The following is a 20,766-nucleotide window of genomic DNA, read 5'->3' as shown; positions in this document are numbered from 1 at the left end:
CATCGGAAGACCGGTTCGGGTGCCTGGAGCTGATAAGACGATCCAAAGGGATTACGATCCGATCCGGGACAATCGATGGTTGTCAACATCAAATAGAGGGTGTCTCAAAAGATCCTGGATCTTGCGAGATGCCCTTCTTGCTGTTTGAAGATGCCCGGCGCTTTTTGACCATCGTCATGAAGGAGGTGCCGCCCTTATCGAACGATGCAGCCTCCGAGAAGCCAAGCTTGGCATACAGGCGAATGGCTCGTTCGTTGAACCGGGCTACGGTCAGCCGAAACGATTCGCGTTGGTGAAGTTCTCCCATGGATGCCAGCACGCAGGAGAGGAACTTGTGTCCCAAGCCTTTTCCCGTCAGCTCCGGTTTCATGCCGAGTCCGATATCGAGCAGATCCTCATCGTATGCCCCTAACGGGATCGCAATCGGTATTTGGGCTGATGAACCCGTGCAGCAAAAACCGATCAATTGCTGCTCATCGTCCAGTATGGCGTAATACGAACATTCCAGAAGCTCTCTTCGAAACTCCTCATCCTGTCCGCTGTCGTAGAAGTCATAGGGAGGCTCATAGTTCCAAGACATGATTTGATCGGCAAACGCCTCCGTCATGGCAGTGATATGATAAGTCATTAATCTCATCCTTTATGTCTATTGATATCGTTTCTTCATCGTTTATTTCTGCACGATCAGCACAAAAACCTCCTCTTCCATATTCGCAGCGGGCCTGATCGGCCTAACTGCCATGGAAGAGAAGGTTTCATTCAACCCATTATTTAAACCCGGTCAACGCCGATCCTGATTTCATGAAATACTTCTGTCCGAAGAAATAGATCAGGATCATGGGAATCGCCATGATGGTGGATGCCGCCATCAGTTTCTCCCACTGTGCCCCGTGGTCCTGCTGAAAGCTTTGCAGGCCGACGGTGATGGTCCATTTGGCCGAATCGTTCAGATAGATGAGCGGTCCCATGAAATCCACGTATGACCACACAAAAGAGAATAAAGCAACGGTGGCCAGTGCCGGCTTCAGGATCGGCATGATGATCTTGATATAGATCCGCAGCTCCGAAGCCCCGTCGATCTTTGCTGCCTCGGACAATTCGGTCGGCACGCCAAGCAGAAACTGCCGAAGCAAAAAGATGAAGAACGGCGCCCCGAAGAATGCGCCGATGGTAAGCGGCATGATCGTATTGACCCAGCCGAGCTTGGTGAAGATGATGTACTGCGGAATCATCTGCACTTGAGCCGGCAGAATCATGGTTGCCACGACGATGGTAAAGATGATGTTCCGGCCCCTCCAGGGGATGCGGGAAATCGAGTAGGCTACCAGCGGTGCAGAGAATAGCTGGCCGATGATATTCACCATACAAATCAGAAACGTGTTCATCATGTAGCGGGTAAACGGAATGGCAGAAAGCGCCTCTTTATAATTGGACCACTGGAACGTCTCCGGGAAAATGCTCGGCGGGAACTCGAGTATCTCCTCCGGCGTTTTCAGCGAGGTCATCACCAGCCATACAAATGGAAACAGGAAGATCACAGCGAATAGAAGAAGGACTACATGCGGCAAGATAACCCGCAACCTGACAGCCATGTTACTCACCTCCGTAATAGACCCAGCGGCCCGACGTTTTTAACAGGATGAACGTAATCAGCAGCACGATGATGAACAGAATCCAGGCGAGCGCCGAGGCATAACCCATCTTCAGAAAGACAAAGGCTTCCTGATACAAATTGACCGCATAGAACAGCAGCGATTGCTCCGGCCCGCCCAATGAGCCGCTTCCATCCACCTTGCCGCCAGCCAAAATATACGATTCCGTAAAGATTTGAAAGGCGCCGATCAGCCCCATGATGAGCTGAAAAAGAATGATGGGGGACAGGGCAGGGACCGTGATCTTCCAGAAGCGGTACCACCAGTTCGCTCCGTCCACCTGAGCCGCTTCATAATATTGCCTCGGCACGCCCTGGAGGGCGGCCAGGAAGATTAAAGCGCCGGCCCCCGAGCCCCACAGGCTCATCAGGATAAGGGACGGCTTCGTATAACGGGGATCCAGCAGCCACGCCGGGTCTGTTAAACCCAGGGTGCGAAGTGCCAAGTTAACCAACCCGAAGTCGGGGTTCAGCATCCATGTCCACAATAGAGCGCTTGCAACGATCGGTATGACGGACGGAAGGTAGAAGATGGTGCGGTAATAATTGATCCCCTTTACTTTGAAATTGAGCATCACGGCAATCAGCAGTGAGACGGCCAGCGTGATCGGCACGGATATGAACGCCATGAAAAAGGTGTTACCGAGCGATTTATAGAAGCGGTCATCCGCGAGGATTTGCTCGTAATTCTGCAGCCCCACCCACTGGGGAGGGCTGAATAAATCGTACTCGGTCAGACTCAGATAGAGCGAACCGAAGAACGGATAGACGGTAAAAGCGAGAAACCCGATGATCCAAGGAGAGGCGAACGCCAGGCCAAGATACACATAATGTCGCTCCTTCCTGGACCAGCCTGATACGGGCTTTCGTTGATTTGCTGTGGAGACTCTCATCTTCGCGATTCTCCTTTCGCTTCAAAATATTTAGGCAGCGGCCCCGCCCAACCCATCGCTGCATTGGACAGAGCCTGCTTGGTTCATCATTTCACCAGCGGCTGAATCTTGGCCTTCACCTTGTCCAAGCCTTCCTCCATGCTGACGGTGCCTCGGAGAATAGCGTCATATTGCGCGCTGAACTCCGTCATGTACTCGTTCGCGTAGGAAGAAGCCGGGAAGGACTTCAGGTTTTCGCTCCCCGAATAGTCGAGGAATTCCTTAAACCCTGGCACATCCTCGTAGAGCGGGTTGGAGAAGGCCGAATTTCGCGTCGGGAGATTCCCGAGGGCAGCCGTAAACTCGGCCATTTGCTCCGGCTCGGTCATCCATTTGATGAATTTCCAGGAAGCGTCCGGGTTTTTGACGCCTTTCGGAATATAGAATACGCTGGTGGTTACATTTCCGGAGTTTTTAAGTTCCGGGTTGCTCTCATCATAAGGAATGGGAGCTATGCCGTAGTTCAGATCAGGCGAGTATTGCTTGATGAAGGTGGGCAGCCATTCTCCGTCAATCGTCATCGCATATTTGCCCGAGAAGAACGGATTCTGTGCCGACATGTATTGGCCGAGCCCGGAGGAGAATCGGTCCAGATTATCGGAACCGTATTGATCCCAGATCTCCTTCGAGAGCTTGATGGCCGATTGGATCCCCGGATGATCAGGCGTCACCTGCTGCGTTGCTTCATCATAAAACGATCCGTTAAAGGCATAACTGAACGTATACGCATCCATGCCCGGCCACAATCCAAGCCGCTGGAGGCGGCCGTCATCCTGAGCGACGCTCAGCTTCTTGATATACTCTTTCAAATCGCTTATCGTTTCCGGCGGACCGTCATAACCGGCTTCCTGCAAAATATCCTTGTTGTAGAACAGCATGGACACGTGCATGGCCGTCGGGATTGCATACGTCTTGCCTTCATGCTGGGAAGTGCTTAGGGCAGCCGGCACGAAGTCCTTAAGATCGACGCCGTCCTTCGCTATATAATCATCCAGCGGCATCATGGCGCCACGGAGTCCCCACGGCACGACATTTTGTCCGAATTGGGATGCGATGTCCGGAGGATTGCCCCCGGTGATCGCGGTAAGCTGTTTCTGGTAATCGCTTTGGGATAAGCCCTTCACTTGAATGTCGGGATTGGCGCTGTTCCACTTGGCAATCAACGCTTCCAACGCCTCCGCTTCCGGTCCGGTCCATCCGTACCAGAAGTCGAGCGTTACGGCATCCTGGGCAGGCGGATTATCGGATGGCTCGTCACCAGCATCACTGCCTGCTTGGGGCGCATTACCGCCCGAACATCCTGTTACGATAGAGAACAATAGAATAAGGCTCCAGATCCAAGATTTCTTCTTCATTCCTCTTCCTCCCCTTGAGCAATCGTGTACAATCGTGCAACGTCATTCATTGAAGTTCTATCAATTCCCTCCCCAACACAGTTGACTAAACAACCGGCCCTGATCCAGTTATTTGTAAGAATTATGGATATCGTAGCATGTAAAAAAATCATTTCATTTCACTATCGTGTTCAAAAATAGGATTATCGTATGGCATTGAACACTCTATTTCATCGCTTGCTTACGAAAGTCGGTGGGAGAGATGCCCGTATACTTTTTGAAGATTCTGCAAAAATAGGAGAGTTCATTAAATCCGGTGGAGTAGCAAACATCCGTTACGGATAACTCCGGCTGCTTCAGCATCATCATGGCCTGCAGAATCCGCAGGTCGGTGAGATAACGGTTGAATGTTTTGCCTGTCCATTCTTTGAAGAGGATGCAGAACGTGGACCTTGATAAATTCGATAGGCTGCATAGATCATTCAAATTCATATCTTCCTGGTAGTGGTTATGGATGTGATCAACGACTCTTGTCATGATTTCCCGGTATTTCTCCGATTTCTCGAATCCTTCACGCAGCAGCTCGCCGTTAACCTGCCGTGCCAGAATCGAGAGAAGCACAAGCAGCTTGGCCTTGAGCGAGATTTGAAAAAAAGGGGTGCGTCTCTCGTATTCGATCAGCATATCCTTCAGGACATTTCGAACCGTTACGTCGGTAACGCTGTCCAGCGTGATTTGGGACTGGGCATTCGTTTCCTTGCGCAGAAAGTATTCCAGAAAGGCCACATCGAAAAAGGCATGGTCTGTCGGCTGTTCCTGAAATCTCTCGTTCACGAAGGAGGGCATGAATTCGCATCCGTAAATTTCGATGTCCTCATCGGGTGAAATGCTTACGCTGTGCAGGGTAAATGGAGGAATAACAAAAATATCGCCTTTGCGTATCTCGTATACCTGTTGTTGGACGGTGTGCAGGAAAGCGCCTTTTGCCACATACCATATCTGAAAATAATCATGGCAATGCGTCCACAGGCTCTGCTGATAGGTCAATTTATACATTTTGCATGGAAGACCTTCCAACATCTCCATCTTTGAGTTAAAATAAACGACACCTGATCCCGTTAGCTCTTCAATATCGACCTGACTCCAGTAAATACTCAAATAAATTCCCTCCCCTGTTGATTTCCTTTAGTTTAAGAAAACGCTTTCATTTTAGGTGATAGCCATTTTCTTAAACATGATTATCCCTAAAACATCCGGATCGTGTACAGAATTCCTCCTCCTCCCTAAGAAATATAGGTCACATTATCAGCCTATTTCATAGGGGAACGCGGGGTTGTTTATGAAAATCGTATATTTGGACGGCTTGAGAGGGCTCGCTGCCTTGATCGTGGTGGTATCTCATTTTTTTCAAGTGTTTGCACCGTCGGTTTTTGAGGGGAGGGAGGAGATCGAGCATTTCGCTTTTGAGGGGATTGCCGCGCGAACGCCGTTCAATCTGCTGTTTAACGGCAACTTCTCCGTCTGCCTGTTTTTTGTGCTCAGCGGATACGTGCTCAGCTATCGTTTTTTTGGAACAGGGGACAGGTTCATCGTTTATTCTTCCGCCATCCGCCGCTATTTTCGTCTGGCCGTGCCGGCTTTGGCATCCGTTTTCCTTGCATATCTGATCCTCGTATGGGATCTCGGGGCTTATGACAATATACGCGGGATGACGTTATCTTCGATGCCCGATCCGTTTGCCGCGGACGCCAATCTGCTGGTTATGCTGAAGGAAAGCATGTTCCATACCTTTTTTACTTATGGCTCGCAGTACAATCCCGTGCTATGGACGATGACGTACGAGCTGTTCGGTTCGTTCATGATCTTCGTTTTTCTGATTGTTTGCGGCCGCCATCGGATTCGTTATGCCGTGTATGCAATCCTCATCTGTTTATTCATCGATTCCTACTATTTGGGATTCGTCCTGGGCATGCTGTTAAGCGATGTAAAGAACAGCGGAAGGGAGCGGCCGGCATTTATCCATCGGTCCTGGATCCAGCTCCTGCTGCTCTGCGCCGGTATTTACCTAGGCTCCTATCCTTATGTCGCACCGCAAGGAACGGTATATTCGATCCTCCAGTGGGGAACTGCCGATTTCGATTTCTTTGTGTTTTATCATGTAATCGGATCATTCCTGGTCCTGACGGCGCTGCTGCATTCAAGCCGAATGCAGTCGATATTCAGCCATCGTTTTTTTGCTTATTTGGGTAAAATCTCGTTCTCGCTGTACCTCGTACACTTTACGGTTATTTGCTCGTTCGGAAGCTATGTCTTTCTGCAACTCAGCCCGTTTCTGGGCTATGGTCCCCGCGTGCTGCTTACCACGATTCTCACGTTTGCGGTTATCGCCGCGGTGGCCCATTGGTTTTACCGGCTCGTGGATGCCCGGATTCTGCTCGGGTTATCCAGGTGGAACAAAGCGTTATTCGCGTCTGGGAAGCTGAGAGGACGCAAGGGCCAAATACAAACGGAACAGACCATAAAGGCCGACTAGATACAGATTCGGTTACCTCCATCTTCTGAGCGAACAATGAAACGCAAAAAAACCTTCTCTTCCGGGATACCGGCCGGGCATACGCCCGGTCCATGCCGAGAAAGAGAAGGTTTTCTTTTTGTTTTTTCTTCAGGATCCGCTCGCATGGGTCTGCACCACATGCTGCCTGCGGTATGCGCCCGGCGTCATGCCGACGGCCTTCTTGAATGTTCGGTTGAAGGAGGTAATGTTGAGATAGCCGACGCGCTGGCTGATCTCATTGACGGTCAGGTCGGTGCACGCCAGCAGCTCCTTCGCTTTGTTCATGCGGATGCCGAGGAGGTGATCGCTGAAGTTGAGACCGGTCTTCTCCTTGATATAAACGGAGAGGTAGGCGCTCGACAGGTTCAGTTTGGCTGACAGATAGTCCAGGGACAGATCATCGGCATACTGGTTATGGACAATGTTCATGAACATGGCGATAAGCGGCTCTTCCCCGGTATCCTTTTTCTTGCGGATGAGGGCACAGGAGGCTTCGACGAGCTGACGGAATACCCCTTGGTAATCAGATAAACAATGGCATTCCGCCAATCTTGCGCTCCACTGCTTCAAGGATTGGACGGAGGTTTTGTCAATCTGGGCCATCTCCATATAACTTAGAATTTTGGAAGCCACGGAATCGGCGAAGAAACGGAATTGCGCGATGCCGGCCTCCTTGCGCTGCATGGCTTCAAGCGCCTGGTCGATGATCTGCAGGGAGCGGCCGTCGCTGCCGGATTGCAGCGCGTCGAGCAGTCCTTTTTCCTGCGGCGGGCTCAGGTTGACGGTGGTAGGGAGTACCCGCTGCATGGTCACGATCTGCGATTCCTCGAGCAGCGGAGCCTGGGCAGTCAATCCTTTGACCTGATGGTAGGCTTGATTGAATTCGGACGAATCGCTTACCTGTGAGCTGACCGCAATCGTGACCAGGAACAATTCCTTCTCCTCGTTCAGCATATCCTTGATCTCCAGCAGCAATTCCTCCAGGCGGGCCGCTTCCTCCCGTTTGAAGATGGAGACGATCTCGTTCTTCTCGATCTGGAACGTATGGGAGCCCGGATAGCGCTCCGCCGTGATCAGATGAATATGCTCCAGCATATGACGGACGGCCTGATCGGTTTGGAGGGGAAGCTCATAGACCGGATTCATCCGGAACCGGATATGGTACAGAACCACGATGAAGCTTCCGTCATCCGACAGGAAATCCTCCCATTCGCTGATATCGGTATTGATGCTCTTCAACTGACTGATATAAGAGTAACTGGTCAGGACGGACTTGTGTTTGTTCATGCGGTCCCGAATCTCTTCCTTCTCCCGGAACAGCTCCTGAATGCGGTTCTGGATCAGGTCGTATTCCGTGACGCTGCCGGTTTCCGGCATCGCCGAGCTGCTGGCTCTGTTCAGCACGGTCGTCAGGATCTGCTTCACCGGCTTATGCAGCCGCCGGCTGAGGAAATAGGATGCAGCAAGCGCTACCCCGAGCGATAGGCAGAAAATAAGCAGCAATCCGCCGGTCAACCGGCTCAGCTGGGAAGAGACATGGCTGTAAGGTACGGCCGAGACATAGGTCAATCCGTCGGATCCGGCTTCCGCAAAATAGTAGGTCCCATCCTTCAGCACGGCTTTTTGACCGGCCTCGAACGGCGGCAGCTGATCCTGGTCCATGGAGCCCAGCGTGTACAGCACTTGGCCTTCGGCATTCAGAATGGCAAGCGCGCGATCGTTCGACTCGCCGAAGAAGGACTGGGCGGCCTTATCGATATCTATGAGGGCAATGACCTCATATGGACTGTCCGGCTGCTTGTAAACAAAAGGCATCAGCGTTTTCTCGGACAAATCGTTGTTGATTCGATAGGTTGACGCAGGTAGGAGCTTGAAGGATTCCGAATCGCCCGTATAACCGTTCCAGAACGAATAAGGGTACATCGGACTCGTATAGGAACGATTGAACATATAGGCAGCATCGCCGCTCCCGGATTTGCTGAGCACGAAATCAAACTCGCGAAGATAAATCAGGGTGTCCTCCAGAAAGAACAGCGGGTTATAGATATCGCTCCGCATCTGCATCATCACGTCCCGGGCCTTCAAGTAATTGACTTCGTTTCCGGTCTGGTGGCGAAGCTGATTATTGAAGCCGATTAATTCGGACTGGTTATATATATCGAACATTAATACCTGCAGCCTGCTGAATTGGTTGTTGAACCGTTCTGCCGTATCGTGAACCGACCGTTGGCTGTTATCGATGATTTCTTTTTGCAGGCTGGTCTTGAAGAGCTGGAAGATAACCGCATAGAACAATCCGAATAACACGATGATGGCCAGAAAGCTCAGAAAAATTTTAAAGAATACACTGTGGCTTTTATGCCGGATCCAATTCACAGTCTTCCCCCCTTTGTATTTTTCTGACGTTCCAGGTTTCATAACATTATATAGGACAAGTATTAAGGAATGTGCCCGAATCGTGTTAATCTTTCGTAAAAATGGGATAGTCAATATTTTAGATTTTAAGCATTGCTTTAGGAAAACGCGGCTTCCGCCCTTCCATCCAATGAAAGGCAAGACATCATTAAAATGGTCAATACCCCTCATGCGTTCGGGTCGTTTATGATGCAGACGTGGACCTTGGGACACACGAAGACGCATAGACGAAAGAGAGGGGATTGCCGATTTTGCAACGTCAGCTAAGCAACATGGAAGCGCATTCAGAAATTCAAAGGAAAAGTGTCTGGCGAAGAACCATGATGCAGATGCGCAGAAACTGGCAGCTATACGCTTTATTTGCACCGGTTCTGTTGTACTTCATTGTATTTCATTATGTACCCATGTATGGCGTCCAGATTGCATTCAAGGATTTTATGGCCAACAAAGGGATCATGGATAGCCCATGGGTGGGCTTCAAACATTTTGAACGCTTTTTTGACAGCTTTTATTTCTGGCGCATTATTAAAAATACGATGGGTATCGGGTTATATGAGCTGGCGGTCGGATTTCCGATTCCGATCATTCTGGCCTTGATGATCAACGAAGCCAGATCGGGCCGGTTCCGCCGATTCGTACAAACGGTAACTTATGCACCTCATTTCTTGTCCACGGTCGTTGTTGTCGGAATGATCATGATGTTCCTGTCGCCGGTAAGCGGCCTCGTCAATTTGATTATCACCTCCTTCGGCGGAGAGCCGATTGCATTCATGACGGAGCCCTCCTGGTTCAAGAGCATCTATGTGTGGTCCGGCGTGTGGCAGGGCATGGGCTGGAGCTCCATCATCTATTTGGCGGCACTCGCCGGGATCGACCCGCAGCTGCATGAGGCGGCCAAGGTGGATGGTGCGGGCTGGTTCCGGCGAATCTGGCATATCAATCTGCCGGGGATCGCGCCCACGATGACGATACTGCTCATTCTGAACATCGGTTCCGTTCTTGGCGTCGGCTTCGAGAAGATCTTCCTGATGCAAAATTCGCTGAATATGGAAGCGTCCGACGTCATCGCCACAAACGTATACCGGAGCGGTATACTGGGTGCCCAGTACAGCTTCTCGGCTGCGGTCGGCCTGTTTAACTCCATCGTCAACTTTATCATGCTGATTACCGTAAACCGGATTGCCCGAAAAGTCAGCGAGAACAGCCTATGGTAAGGAGGAGTGATGGCATATGCCGCAAAGCCGCAGTGAACGAATAGCCGGAGTATTTATTTACATTATACTATCATTTATTACGCTCCTTGTGCTCTATCCTTTATTTTTTGTTCTGATTGCTTCCATCAGCGCCCCGGAAACGGTGATGCGGGGGGAAGTATGGTTATGGCCGAAGGAATTGTCGTTTGTCGGTTACGAGCGGTTATTCGCCAATTCGGATCTCATGCGGGGATTCATGAACACGCTGCTGTATACGACGACGGGAACGGCCTTGAATGTACTGATGACGATCGCGGCTGCTTATCCGTTGTCCAGAGCCGATTTTAACGGCCGCGGCATTTTTACGGCGATCATCGTATTCACCATGTTTTTCAGCGGGGGAATGATCCCGAATTACTTGCTGGTGAAGGAACTGGGGATGCTCGATACGATTTGGGCGATCATTATCCCTTCGGCCGTATCCGTGTGGAACATCATTATTATGCGGACCTTCTTCCAGAGCTCCATTCCGAAGGAGATGCAGGAGGCGGCGTTTATCGATGGAGCTTCCAACATGCGGGTGCTATGGCGCATCGTCCTGCCGTTATCCGGTCCGATTCTGGCCGTGATGGTGCTGTTCTATGCCGTGGGCCACTGGAATTCGTATTTCAGCGCGCTGATCTACTTGTCCGACCGTGCGAATTATCCGATGCAGCTGTTCCTGCGCGAAATTCTGGTTCAGGGGCAAATGCAGGAGATGGTGGATATCAGCGACGATTCGCTGGCTCGCAGCCTGATGGATGCGGAGGCGATCAAATATGCGGCGGTCATCGTGACGAATCTGCCGATGCTACTGCTGTATCCGTTCCTGCAAAAGTATTTTGTGAAGGGTGTTATGATTGGTGCAATTAAAGGTTGATTACGGACAATCGATGAGGGGGATATGAAATTTATGGTGATGAAAAAATGGACTTCGCTTACATTGGCTGCCGTGCTGGCCGCCGGATTGCTGGCCGGTTGTGGAAGCAAGAGCGGGGAGGGCGCAGCCGATAAGGGCGAAACGCCGCAGGCTAATTTTAACGAGACCGGAATGCCGATCGTGAACGAGCCCCTCGACCTTACGTTTTTCACAGGGAAGTCGCCAACGAACGGAAGCAAATTCGAGGAAACCCTTGTATGGAAAACCTACCAGGAAATGTCGAATGTAAATGTGACCTGGAACCTCATTCCATTCGATACGCTGACCGAGAAGCGGAACCTGGCGCTTGCAGGCGGGGATTATCCGGATGTGTTCTATTCCGCAAGGGTCAGCTCCGCCGAATTGACCCGCTATGGCGAGCAAGGAGTATTTATACCGCTGAACGATCTAATCGACAAGTATGCTCCGAATTTCAAAAAGCTGATGGATCAGTACCCGGATATTCGGAAAGGATTGACGATGCCGGACGGCAATATCTATTCCCTGCCTTCTTTCTATGATCCTGAGCTGCTCTCCATGTTGATTGGCACCCCGATATGGATCAATCAAGAATGGCTTGATCAGCTCGGGATGAAAGAACCGCAAACGACCGAAGAATTCTATGCCTATTTGAAGGCGGTCAAAGAAACCGATCTGAACGGCAACGGACAGCATGACGAGATTCCTTTCTCTTCTACAGGCATTACCGGGATCATCGATCATTTGAAAGGCTCTTGGGGACTTGGGACGAGCGGACTTGGTCATAAATTAGTGGATGTCGATCCGGACACTGGGAAACTGCGCTTTACCAAGGCCTTGCCGGAGTACAAGGAAATGCTTCAATTCGTCAACAAGCTGCACCAAGAAGGGTTGCTCGATAAAGAGATCTTCACGATTGAAGGCGGCGCGTTGAATGCAAAAGGGCAGGAGGGCCTGCTCGGTGCCACGATCGTGCCGAATCCGGAGATGGTCATGGGACGCAAAGAATACATCGGGCTCGGGGCGCTTAAGGGACCGCACGGAGACCAGCTCTATTCCCACGTCAAAGTGCCGATGGTTCACGTGGGTGCATTTGCGATTACCGATAAGAACCCGAATCCGGAAGCAACGATCCGTTGGATGGATTATTTCTACGGGGATGAGGGAGCCCAATTCTATTTCATGGGTAAAGAAGGAGAGACTTACACGAAGAACGCGGACGGTCAGCTGGAATATGTGAAGGAGATAACGGAGAATCCAAACGGATTAACGCAGGATCAGGCATTGGCCAAGAATTTCACTTGGCTCGGGGGCAGCTATCCGGGCTTTGTGCGGGAGAAATGGTTCAAAGCTTCGGAGACGCGTCCTAACGCCATGGCCGCTGCCGAAAAAGCACAGCCGTATGCCGTGAAGGAGATCCTGTACAACTTTAACTTTACATTGGAGGAAACGGACGTCATGACCTCGATCGGTAAAGATATCGAGGATTACGTGAAGGAAATGGAAGCGAAATTCGTGAACGGCTCCGCCTCGTTCAGCCAATGGGAAGAGTATGTGAACACGCTCAACAAGATGGGATTGGACCGATACATGGAAGTTTACCAGGCCGCCTATGAGCGCTATCAGGCGGAATAAACGACAAATATATAAATCCAGGGCGCGATTCGGGGGATTCCCGGATCGCGTTTTTTTATTTAATTGGTGAAATCCCAAAAGGGTGAAGATAAAGCGTACAACAAGCTGGGGAAAGCGGCCCGTTCAAGGAAACATCCTTGCTAGCGGACCGCTTTTGTCGTGGTTTTAGTCGAGGTGAATCAGAGTTCTTCCACATGGATGGTACAGAACAGCAGGGCGCTCCTGCCGGGCCCCAGCACCTGCATGCCGGTGATTTCCGGATCCATCCCCAGGTTGAAGGCATTGGTGGCGCAAGTATAAGGCTCGGGACATAGATAACCGCTCGCCCCATCGCCATTGTGCAGCACCCAATGTTTGAAGGCGTCATCCGCGCGGTAGGTAACCCTGAGGCCAGCCCCCGGATCGGTTAATACGGCTTCGTTACGGTCTTCCGGCATGGCAAGGAACAGATCATCGAGCGGGAACTGACTGACGGAAATGCCGTCCCGCAGGCCTCTGCTGCGGAAGTCATGAGCGAGCTCCCCGGTCGGCAGCACCCGGTCGTTAAGAACCCATCGTTTCCCGACAGGCGCCCGCAGCGTGCAGCGCTCCTGAGCTTCCGCATCCCCGAAGGGAAAGCGGAAGGTGGTATGATACCCCAATCCCCATGGAAAAGAGTGTTTGCTTTTGTTGCGGATTTCTGCCGTCTGCCTGAACGAAGCGCCGTCAATGCTCATGCGCAGAAGGATCGAGAACTCATGCGGAAATTGCGACATGACCGCAGGGCGGCCTCTCGAAGAGAACACGGTTTCGATCACGGCCCGATTCCCCTTGGTCCAGCAGCGTCCGACTTCCCATGCTTCGTCATGAACAAGTCCGTGCGCATGATTGTGATGCTGCGGCTCATTGATGCAGAATTGATAGGGGCGGCCTTTAAAGGTAAAGCTGCCGTTCTCGATCCGGTTGGGCGGAAATAAGACAGGCATACCGTATAAGAAGGGTGTCCGCTCATATTCCGTCATGGATGGCGGCGTGCGCAGCAATTCGGTGTCCGATGGTTTCCAGCGCAGCGAGATGACTCTGCTCCCCCATCCCGGAACCACCGTCATGGATAAGCGATCATTTTCGGCCCTCACTGCAGGCATGTCAAGAAAAGTGCATGATTCAACCGCTGGGCATGCCTCCATGTCACACCTGCTCAACCTGTCCGCTTAAGACGGAGCGATGGATGGCATGTACCAGCTTGGTATTCAGCAGGCCGGCAGCTGCGCCCGATTCGGGCATCGTATCCAGGCGGATATGATCGACAAAGGAATGGAGCATATAATGGGGCGCCGCGGTATATTGGCCGTTGATGGGCGTGCCGAGCGTATGGACATGACTGTAGACGCTGCCGCCCTTACGGACCATTTGATCGGATAAGTCGACATACAATGCCCCGTCCTCGCCGATGATCTCGACTTTGAAGTCATAGATCAGCGGCATCGACTCGGGCAGCACCCAGCTGGTCGTGAATGCTGCATGCGTGCCATCGTCGAAGGATACGATCGTTTGCATGGAATCGTAGGTGTCGATCCCCATCCCGGCCAATTTCTTCTTCGTCCCTACCGCGTAGACGCTGACCGGCAGAACCCCGCTCTTCAGCCATAAGGCAATATCCGTCGCATGCGGGAATAGGAACCAGCCCGGCGTGGATTCCCCGGCCCATTTCAGCATTTTGGTAGGCACGTAGATGGTGTCATTCAAGCGGGTGTTGATGGTCAGAATATGGCCAATGTCCCCATTCCGGACGGCTTCCTTAACCGCAACGAAAGGAGAATTCCAGCGATTCTCGAATGCGACGAGGCATTTGATGCCCGCTTTCTCTACCGCGGCGTACATTTCCTCGGCCTCCTCGACGGAGGTGGAGAAGGGTTTTTCGACCATGATATGGATGCCTTGCTCAGCCGCGAGCATAACGGGCTTTTTATGCAGGAAATCCGGCGTGGCAATCACGATGGCATCCAAAGTCTCGCTTTCGAGCATATCCTCAACTTGCAAATAGCCGGGAACCCCGTATTTCTCTATGCTTGCGTTCAGGGTAGTTTCATAAGCGTCGCTGACCGCGGCCAGCTCCGCATAAGGATTTTGGCTGAGGGTATCGGCGAACATGCTGCCGCGAATCCCCATGCCTACGATTCCGAATTTGATCATTGTGACCCCTCCTTGAATGGTTAGCTTTATTTAACGGCTCCGGCGGTCATTCCGCTGACCAGATGCTTTTGCAGCAGCCAGAACGCAATCACGATCGGAAGCGTGGTTATGACGGAGCCCGCCATGAGGTAATCCCAGTTGACGACATACTGTCCCTGAAAGCTGGCGATGCCGACCGACAGCGTCCATTTGTCGTAATCGCTGATGAACGTCTGGGCAAACATAAACTCGTTCCAGCTGGTTAAGAAAGAGAAAATGCCGGTTACCACGAGCCCGGGAAGCGTGAGCGGGAGCAAAATCCGGATAAAGGTTGTGAAGCGGTTGGCACCGTCAACGCTGGCAGCTTCATCGATGGACTGGGATACGCTGTCGAAGTAGCCCTTCAGCATCCAGGTACAGAACGGTACCGCAAAAGTGGTATAGGCAATGACGAGACCCAGATGGGAGTTCAGCAGATTGTAATCCTTCATGATCAGGTACAGCGGAATAATGAGCAGCGAGCCGGGGAGCATCTGCGTCAACAAGATGATATATCCGAGCGACATCCGTCCCCGGAAACCGAACCGGGACATCGCATAGCCGCCAAAGGCGGAGATGATAAGAGAGAATACCGTCGTTAGCAGCGAGACAAACGCCGTATTGCCGAACCATTTCATAAAGTTGGCGCTGTCGTCCGCATGGGGATTCAGCATGCCCTTGTACCCCTCCCAATGAAGCTCTTGAGGAAGATACGTCAGCGGCGTACTGTAGATTTCGGCCTGAGGCTTCAACGAAGTCAGGATCATCCATAGGAAAGGGGATACGGCAAACAACGAAATGAGAACGGCGCATGCATATACGATGATTTTGCTGATCCCTTTGCTCATGACATCTCACCTGCCTTCGTAGCTTTCATGTACATCACGGTGAATACGATGGAGATGGCCAGCAGGATCATCCCCGCAGCGGAAGCCAAACCGAAGTCAAACGATTTGAACCCTGCCCTGTATATAAAAATGGTCAGTATTTCGGTTACCCGGCTTGGTCCGCCCCCGGTGAGGACGTAGACGATGCCGAAATCCTTGATGGTCCAGATGATCAGCAGCAGGAAGACGATGACGGATACGGGCTTTAACATCGGGAAGGTAATGCTGAGAAACTGGCGCCATTTCGAGGCACCGTCGATTTCCGCCGCTTCGTACAAGCTTTTGGATATGCTCTGCAGACCGGCGAGCAGCATGATGGCGGCGAACGGGAAGCCCTTCCATACATTGACGAACATGGCTGCCCAGAGCGCGGTGTCGGCTTCGCCGAGGAAAGCGACCGGATTGGACAACAGGTTGAGCTTCAGCAGGAGATCGTTGATCACGCCGAATTGGTAATCATACATCAGAATAAATACGAGACAAGCAACGACTTCAGGGACGGCCCATGGGATGATCACCAGCGCTCTTACGAGCCCTCGGCCCTTAAAGGGAATGTTCAGCAGGACGGCCGTACCGATTCCCAGCAGGAAACGCAGAACCACCGTCACGATAATGTATAGAAAGGTAATGCCCAACGATTTCAGGAAATGCCCCGACTGGATGGCTGCTGCATAGTTGTCCAAGCCTACGAAGGGATTGCCTTCGGCAATCGGCTTCGCAACCTTCCAGTACTGCACGCTCATGAGCGCCGATTTCAAAATCGGATAGAGGAGTACAAGAGCAACGGTAATGGCCAACGGCGCAATAAATAAATAGGCGGCTGTATTTTTTTTGAAATGCCGTTTTTCCTCCAGCCATAATCGCTTGGCCTTCGAAGCTCTCTTCAACGGCAAGGGAGTTTGCCTGCTTGTCACATCCGTTCGCGTTGGATTCATTCCCCCACCTCCTTATGATGTAAGTGCCACCCGGCCGTGGGGCCGGGGCAGCTTCAATCGTTTGATGTTTTCGAATGCCTCTTAATGCATCGTGTCTTTCATCTGCTCAGCCGCGCTATCCAGCGCCGTCTTGGCGTCTTTCATGCCGACGAACATCTCCTGCGCGGCATTGATCAGGATTTGGGACAGGGAGCCGAGTTCAGGGATGGGCGGGTCCATCACGGCCGGGGCGTATACATTCTCCTGGAAATCGAAGAATTGGGCAGCCAGCGGATTCTCCGTTTTGTATTCTTCGGATTCGGCGTATTCCTTGCTGCTCGGAATCATGCCGGAACCGGCGATAATTTGCTGCGCTTCCCGGGAGGTCATCCATTCAAGGAATTCCCAAGCTTCGTCAGGATGCTTGCTGTCTTTGGAAATCATCGACACGATCGGATAATTGTGCGGGTTCGGTTTATAGGTTTGACCTTCGTATACGACGGAAGGCTGCGGCATGAGCCCCAGGTCGTCCATTAAAGCTTCATCGCGTTCTTTGGTCATGCCGATAAACCAGGGACCATCCATCATCATGCCGGCCTGGCCGTTCCAGAACATCTCGCGGCTGACCTTCTTGTCGCGGGTTCCCGGAGGCGTGGCCTGCGGGTTCTTGATCAGATCCTGCCACCACTCCGCCGCCCAAACGTTGGGTGCGGAATTGACGTTAATCCGGTCGGCCTCGTAAGGGCCAGCTTCGCCGTCCGGGAAGTAAATGCCTCCCGATACGGGACGAGCGAGCAGCCGGTACCATTCCGAGGCGATAAAGGGATGGGTGCCGATGACGCTGGAGAACCCGTATTGTCCGTCTTTAACACCGCCAAGCTGTATGGCTGCTTCTTTGAAATCATCCATCGTTTGAATGGAGGCCGGATCGATTCCGGCGGCTTCGAACATCGATTTGCTGTAGAAAATGCCGGTTGATCCCCATGCGTAATTGGATAAGGCATAATAAGAGCCGTCCACCTTGCTCAGTTCCTGTCCGACAAGCTTGTCCTCAAGTCCGCTCGCTTGAATCTTCTCGTCGAGATTCACGAAGGTGCCCCCGCTCTGCAGCGCATTATAGGTGGCGATATTCTCCGGGTATACCTGAACGATGTCGCCCTGCGTACCTGCCAGAATCTCGGTGGTCAGTTTATCCCAGTAATTCTCGTAGTCTGTTCCATGAACTTTGATGGTGACGTTAGGGTGGGTTTCATTGTATTTGGCAATGAGTGCATCGATTGCCTTCTTATGAGGTTCTTCGGCGTATACCGACGTCTCGAACGAGATCGTAATTGGATCGCCGTCGGACGGGGCGTTGCTTGCGGAGGCCGGTTCCTTGCCACCCGAGCAGGCGCTTAATACGGTTGATAACGTAACGGCTGCAGCGATCAGCGCCGTCCATCCCTTTTTCTTTCTGTTTCTGTCTACCATTGCTAGTTCATCCCCTTCTGGTTTTTTAGTTATGGTGGAAAGCGCGGTGAGGCGCCGTTCCTTGCCCTTAATAAAAACACCTGCTGCCAGGCCAGACAACAAACACTTTTCACTTAACAAACCGAAAGGCGAATCTAGTGTTAGTGTAAACGTTACCGCGATGGCAATTTAAATAACACTGGAAAATGTATGTAATATAAATCACAAAAAACTTTTTTCTACCCGGAACTATTTTCTACTTTGCGCCCGATGGGAATGGCTGCGCGGGCAGGAGCCGCTACGGCATAAACGGGAAAAGGCCGAGGGACCATATGATGTCCTTCTCGGCCTTCGTTTGATGTTTAGGTTCTGCGCCGTTTTATTTGCCTTTGCGGTAATCCATCGGGGGGACGCCGGTAATTTTCTTGAAAGTCCTGGCAAATGAAATCGGGCTGCTGTAACCGACCCTCTCCGTAATTTCCTGTACAGACAATGCGCTTTCCGTGAGGAGCCGTTTCGCTTCCTGGATTCGTAAATCAATCAAAAAGTCCACGAATTTCAAGCCGTACTCTTCCTTGAACAATCTGCTCAAATATTTGCCGCTGATCCCGAACTTGTCCTGCAGGTAATCAAGGGATAGTTCCGCCTTCGTATAATGCTTTTCAATATAAGCCTTAACCTCTTGGACGAGGTTTCCCTGGCTTCGCAGATTCCGCTGCGTATCCAGCCGTTCGGCAAATTGCTCCAGAAGCTGAAGCACCATCTGCGTCCAATCCTCCGGCAGGTCGATTTCTTTTTGAACCCGGTCGAGTGCCGGCATCGTTTCTGTTTTCCAGAGCAGGTAGTATTCGTCGTTCATTCCGGAAGCCGTTTTGTTCAGATGGTAGGTCAGGTAATGCAGCACGCTGCTTGCGCCCCGGCGCGATATGCCTTCTTCCAGCATGTTCTGAAAGAGCGCCTGCATTTCCGTCTTCCACTTGGCTTCTTGGAGTCGGAAGGCGTCAACGATCCGGTCAACCTTTTGAAAATAATGAAAACTATGATCCTTCGACAAGGGATCGGACGAATAAGGAATGATCATGGCACTTCGATTGACGGGCTTCGTTTGCAGGGCATCCAATGCCTCATGGTATGAATCATGCAGATTGTCCGGATGCTCGACCGGCTCCCCGAGGCCGACGGATAAGGTGAACGATAAGGCATCGGCAAATCGGCGCTGGCATTCTTCCGCGAAGGAGAGGGCCTCGAATGCCAGCTTCTCCGCTTCTGGCGATATGATCAGAATGCAAGCAAGCTGGTGCAAGGATACCCAGAGCAGCTTCACCTCGCAGGCATGATCCGACGCCGCTTCCAGGATGATGGTTTCGATGGCTTTTTGCTGAGTGCCATGCTGCATCTGACCGTAATTTGCGCTCCACTCGGAACGGTGATCCACTTCCAGGACAAAAACCAGCTGCTTGCCAAACAGCACGGGCAGGCCATGCTTGGACGATTCCTTCTCCCATTCCTTCAAATCGAAGGAACGCGTCCCTTCCAGCAGCTCGTACACGAAAAAATTTTGCTGGGCCTTCAAATCCTCCTCGAACTGAAGCTGGAACCTTGCGTTCTGATCAATCATGTTTTGCAATTTAGAATTGATGAACGTAAATTCGTTTTTATGGATTTCCTCCGGGGCGTCCTCCTTGGAGGAGAGCTGCTGCAGCTGGTTGACCAGGCGCTGAATGGGCCTGTAATTTTGCAGCGTCACGTAGACGATCCAGGCGACCGAAACGGCACAGAGAAGCAAACCGGCAATAAACCAAATATTCGATAGGCTGATGATGAAATTGAAGGTATCCGCTCCTTGAACGCTGCTAACGATGCGCCAGCCCGTATAGTCGGAATTCGCTTCCGACTGAAGGGCGCCGTTGCTGGTTCCGCTTCTGCTGACGGAAGTCTCCGATTTTGCCATATCGAACATGCTGTTCCCTTGTGTATCATATAGGCTTAGTATGCGGGAAGACGGGTCGTGCATTTGAAGAAGCATTCCCTGCAGGGCGTCAGCGCTTACATTAACGACGATTAACCCATGATGCTTCGAGAAGATGGAAACGCTGCGCGTCAATGAGACGACGGGGACCCCTTTGTCGGACGGCAGCTCCTTATACAGCCTGGTATCCGACCAATGGCTGTTGGGTGCTTCCAGCTTGGAGCGGATGAAGGCGTTATCGGCATATTGATCCAAGGAATAGCTTGTGCTTTCATTGAGGACTTGATTATGATCTGCTTGAACCATGTAAATGGAATGAATCAGGGGATTGGTCATTTTTAAATCGCGCAATAGATTCATCACGTCCACCTGAAGGGGCAGATCCTTTTCCGTGCTTCTGGAGAAAAAGGAGATGACCTTTCGATTGCGCAGCATCTCAAGCGAAATTTTCTGATCCAGGGAAGACAACGACGTATCGATCATCAACATCGCTTGCTGGGTTACGAAAGCATTGGAACGCTCGGCATCCTTTCGGTTGCTTTCGCTCAATGATTGGAAAAAGACGAAAAATAAAAAGGCGGGGACGATCAGAAAAGCAGGGATATACAGCATAAGCATCCGCGTAAACCAGTTACGATTCATGTTGGTTCCTCTTTCCTAGGCAAACATAAATGATATGCACACGTTATGGCCTTCGAATAGTCAT

The 20,766-nt window shown here is 51.6% G+C and carries 16 protein-coding genes; 4 read left to right on the top strand and 12 right to left on the bottom strand.

Annotated features, from left to right (window positions below):
• Positions 1-88: 88 nt before the first annotated feature.
• The 5 genes from RB297_RS13700 to RB297_RS13680 form a co-directional block, all read right to left on the bottom strand.
• Positions 89-628: a GNAT family N-acetyltransferase gene (locus tag RB297_RS13700; protein ID WP_375120708.1), complete on the bottom strand. Its 540-nt coding sequence runs from the start codon at positions 626-628 to the stop codon at positions 89-91.
• Positions 629-767: 139 nt separating this feature from the next.
• Positions 768-1,592 (bottom strand): carbohydrate ABC transporter permease, encoded by an 825-nt coding sequence (locus RB297_RS13695; protein WP_090910644.1) that lies wholly within the window; start codon positions 1,590-1,592, stop codon positions 768-770.
• A gap of 1 nt (position 1,593) precedes the next feature.
• Positions 1,594-2,544 carry a carbohydrate ABC transporter permease gene (locus RB297_RS13690; RefSeq protein WP_213580457.1) on the bottom strand — a complete coding sequence of 317 codons (951 nt, stop codon included), beginning with the start codon at positions 2,542-2,544 and terminating at the stop codon, positions 1,594-1,596.
• A gap of 86 nt (positions 2,545-2,630) precedes the next feature.
• Positions 2,631-3,938, bottom strand: coding sequence for an ABC transporter substrate-binding protein (locus tag RB297_RS13685; protein WP_375120707.1), 1,308 nt, complete (start codon positions 3,936-3,938; stop codon positions 2,631-2,633).
• 204 nt (positions 3,939-4,142) lie between these two features.
• Positions 4,143-5,075 carry a helix-turn-helix domain-containing protein gene (locus tag RB297_RS13680; RefSeq protein ID WP_090910641.1) on the bottom strand — a complete coding sequence of 311 codons (933 nt, stop codon included), beginning with the start codon at positions 5,073-5,075 and terminating at the stop codon, positions 4,143-4,145.
• A gap of 181 nt (positions 5,076-5,256) precedes the next feature.
• Here RB297_RS13680 and RB297_RS13675 point away from each other — a divergent pair, with 181 nt between their 5' ends.
• Positions 5,257-6,450, top strand: a complete 1,194-nt coding sequence (locus RB297_RS13675; RefSeq protein WP_375120918.1) for an acyltransferase family protein — start codon at positions 5,257-5,259, stop codon at positions 6,448-6,450.
• 129 nt (positions 6,451-6,579) lie between these two features.
• Here RB297_RS13675 and RB297_RS13670 read toward each other — a convergent pair whose 3' ends face one another.
• The gene (locus tag RB297_RS13670) at positions 6,580-8,847 is read right to left on the bottom strand and encodes a helix-turn-helix domain-containing protein (RefSeq protein ID WP_375120706.1); all 2,268 of its coding nucleotides are present in this window, start codon (positions 8,845-8,847) and stop codon (positions 6,580-6,582) included.
• A 311-nt stretch (positions 8,848-9,158) separates the two neighbouring features.
• On the opposite strand from RB297_RS13670, the gene RB297_RS13665 reads away from it, so the two are divergent.
• The 3 genes from RB297_RS13665 to RB297_RS13655 are packed head-to-tail and all read left to right on the top strand — an operon-like array spanning position 9,159 to position 12,651.
• On the top strand, positions 9,159-10,100 hold the full coding sequence (locus RB297_RS13665; protein WP_375120917.1) for an ABC transporter permease: 942 nt from the start codon (positions 9,159-9,161) through the stop codon (positions 10,098-10,100).
• Positions 10,101-10,116: 16 nt separating this feature from the next.
• Positions 10,117-10,998, top strand: a complete 882-nt coding sequence (locus RB297_RS13660; protein ID WP_009595368.1) for a carbohydrate ABC transporter permease — start codon at positions 10,117-10,119, stop codon at positions 10,996-10,998.
• Positions 10,999-11,031: 33 nt separating this feature from the next.
• Positions 11,032-12,651, top strand: a complete 1,620-nt coding sequence (locus RB297_RS13655; protein WP_375120705.1) for an extracellular solute-binding protein — start codon at positions 11,032-11,034, stop codon at positions 12,649-12,651.
• Between the two features lie 179 nt (positions 12,652-12,830).
• On the opposite strand, the gene RB297_RS13650 is transcribed toward RB297_RS13655, so the two are convergent.
• From RB297_RS13650 to RB297_RS13625, 6 genes are all read right to left on the bottom strand, one after another.
• Positions 12,831-13,775 (bottom strand): aldose 1-epimerase, encoded by a 945-nt coding sequence (locus RB297_RS13650; RefSeq protein ID WP_375120916.1) that lies wholly within the window; start codon positions 13,773-13,775, stop codon positions 12,831-12,833.
• 43 nt (positions 13,776-13,818) lie between these two features.
• Positions 13,819-14,823: a Gfo/Idh/MocA family protein gene (locus RB297_RS13645; protein WP_192569458.1), complete on the bottom strand. Its 1,005-nt coding sequence runs from the start codon at positions 14,821-14,823 to the stop codon at positions 13,819-13,821.
• Between the two features lie 26 nt (positions 14,824-14,849).
• Complete coding sequence (locus RB297_RS13640; RefSeq protein ID WP_096775230.1) at positions 14,850-15,689, bottom strand: carbohydrate ABC transporter permease; 840 nt, start codon at positions 15,687-15,689, stop codon at positions 14,850-14,852.
• Positions 15,686-16,663, bottom strand: coding sequence for a carbohydrate ABC transporter permease (locus RB297_RS13635; RefSeq protein ID WP_176502481.1), 978 nt, complete (start codon positions 16,661-16,663; stop codon positions 15,686-15,688). The genes RB297_RS13640 and RB297_RS13635 overlap by 4 nt, the downstream gene beginning before the upstream one ends.
• Before the next feature lie 81 nt (positions 16,664-16,744).
• A complete protein-coding gene (locus RB297_RS13630; protein ID WP_119849632.1) occupies positions 16,745-18,112 on the bottom strand; it encodes an ABC transporter substrate-binding protein in 1,368 nt (455 codons plus the stop codon).
• 358 nt (positions 18,113-18,470) lie between these two features.
• The gene (locus RB297_RS13625) at positions 18,471-20,702 is read right to left on the bottom strand and encodes a helix-turn-helix domain-containing protein (RefSeq protein WP_096775232.1); all 2,232 of its coding nucleotides are present in this window, start codon (positions 20,700-20,702) and stop codon (positions 18,471-18,473) included.
• Positions 20,703-20,766 lie beyond the last annotated feature (64 nt).

Source organism: Paenibacillus sp. CR_12 (assembly GCF_041953985.1).
Taxonomy (GTDB): domain Bacteria; phylum Bacillota; class Bacilli; order Paenibacillales; family Paenibacillaceae; genus Paenibacillus_AQ; species Paenibacillus_AQ lautus_A.
Note: the sequence above shows the minus strand (reverse complement) of the source record. Positions and strands in the feature narration are given on the sequence as shown.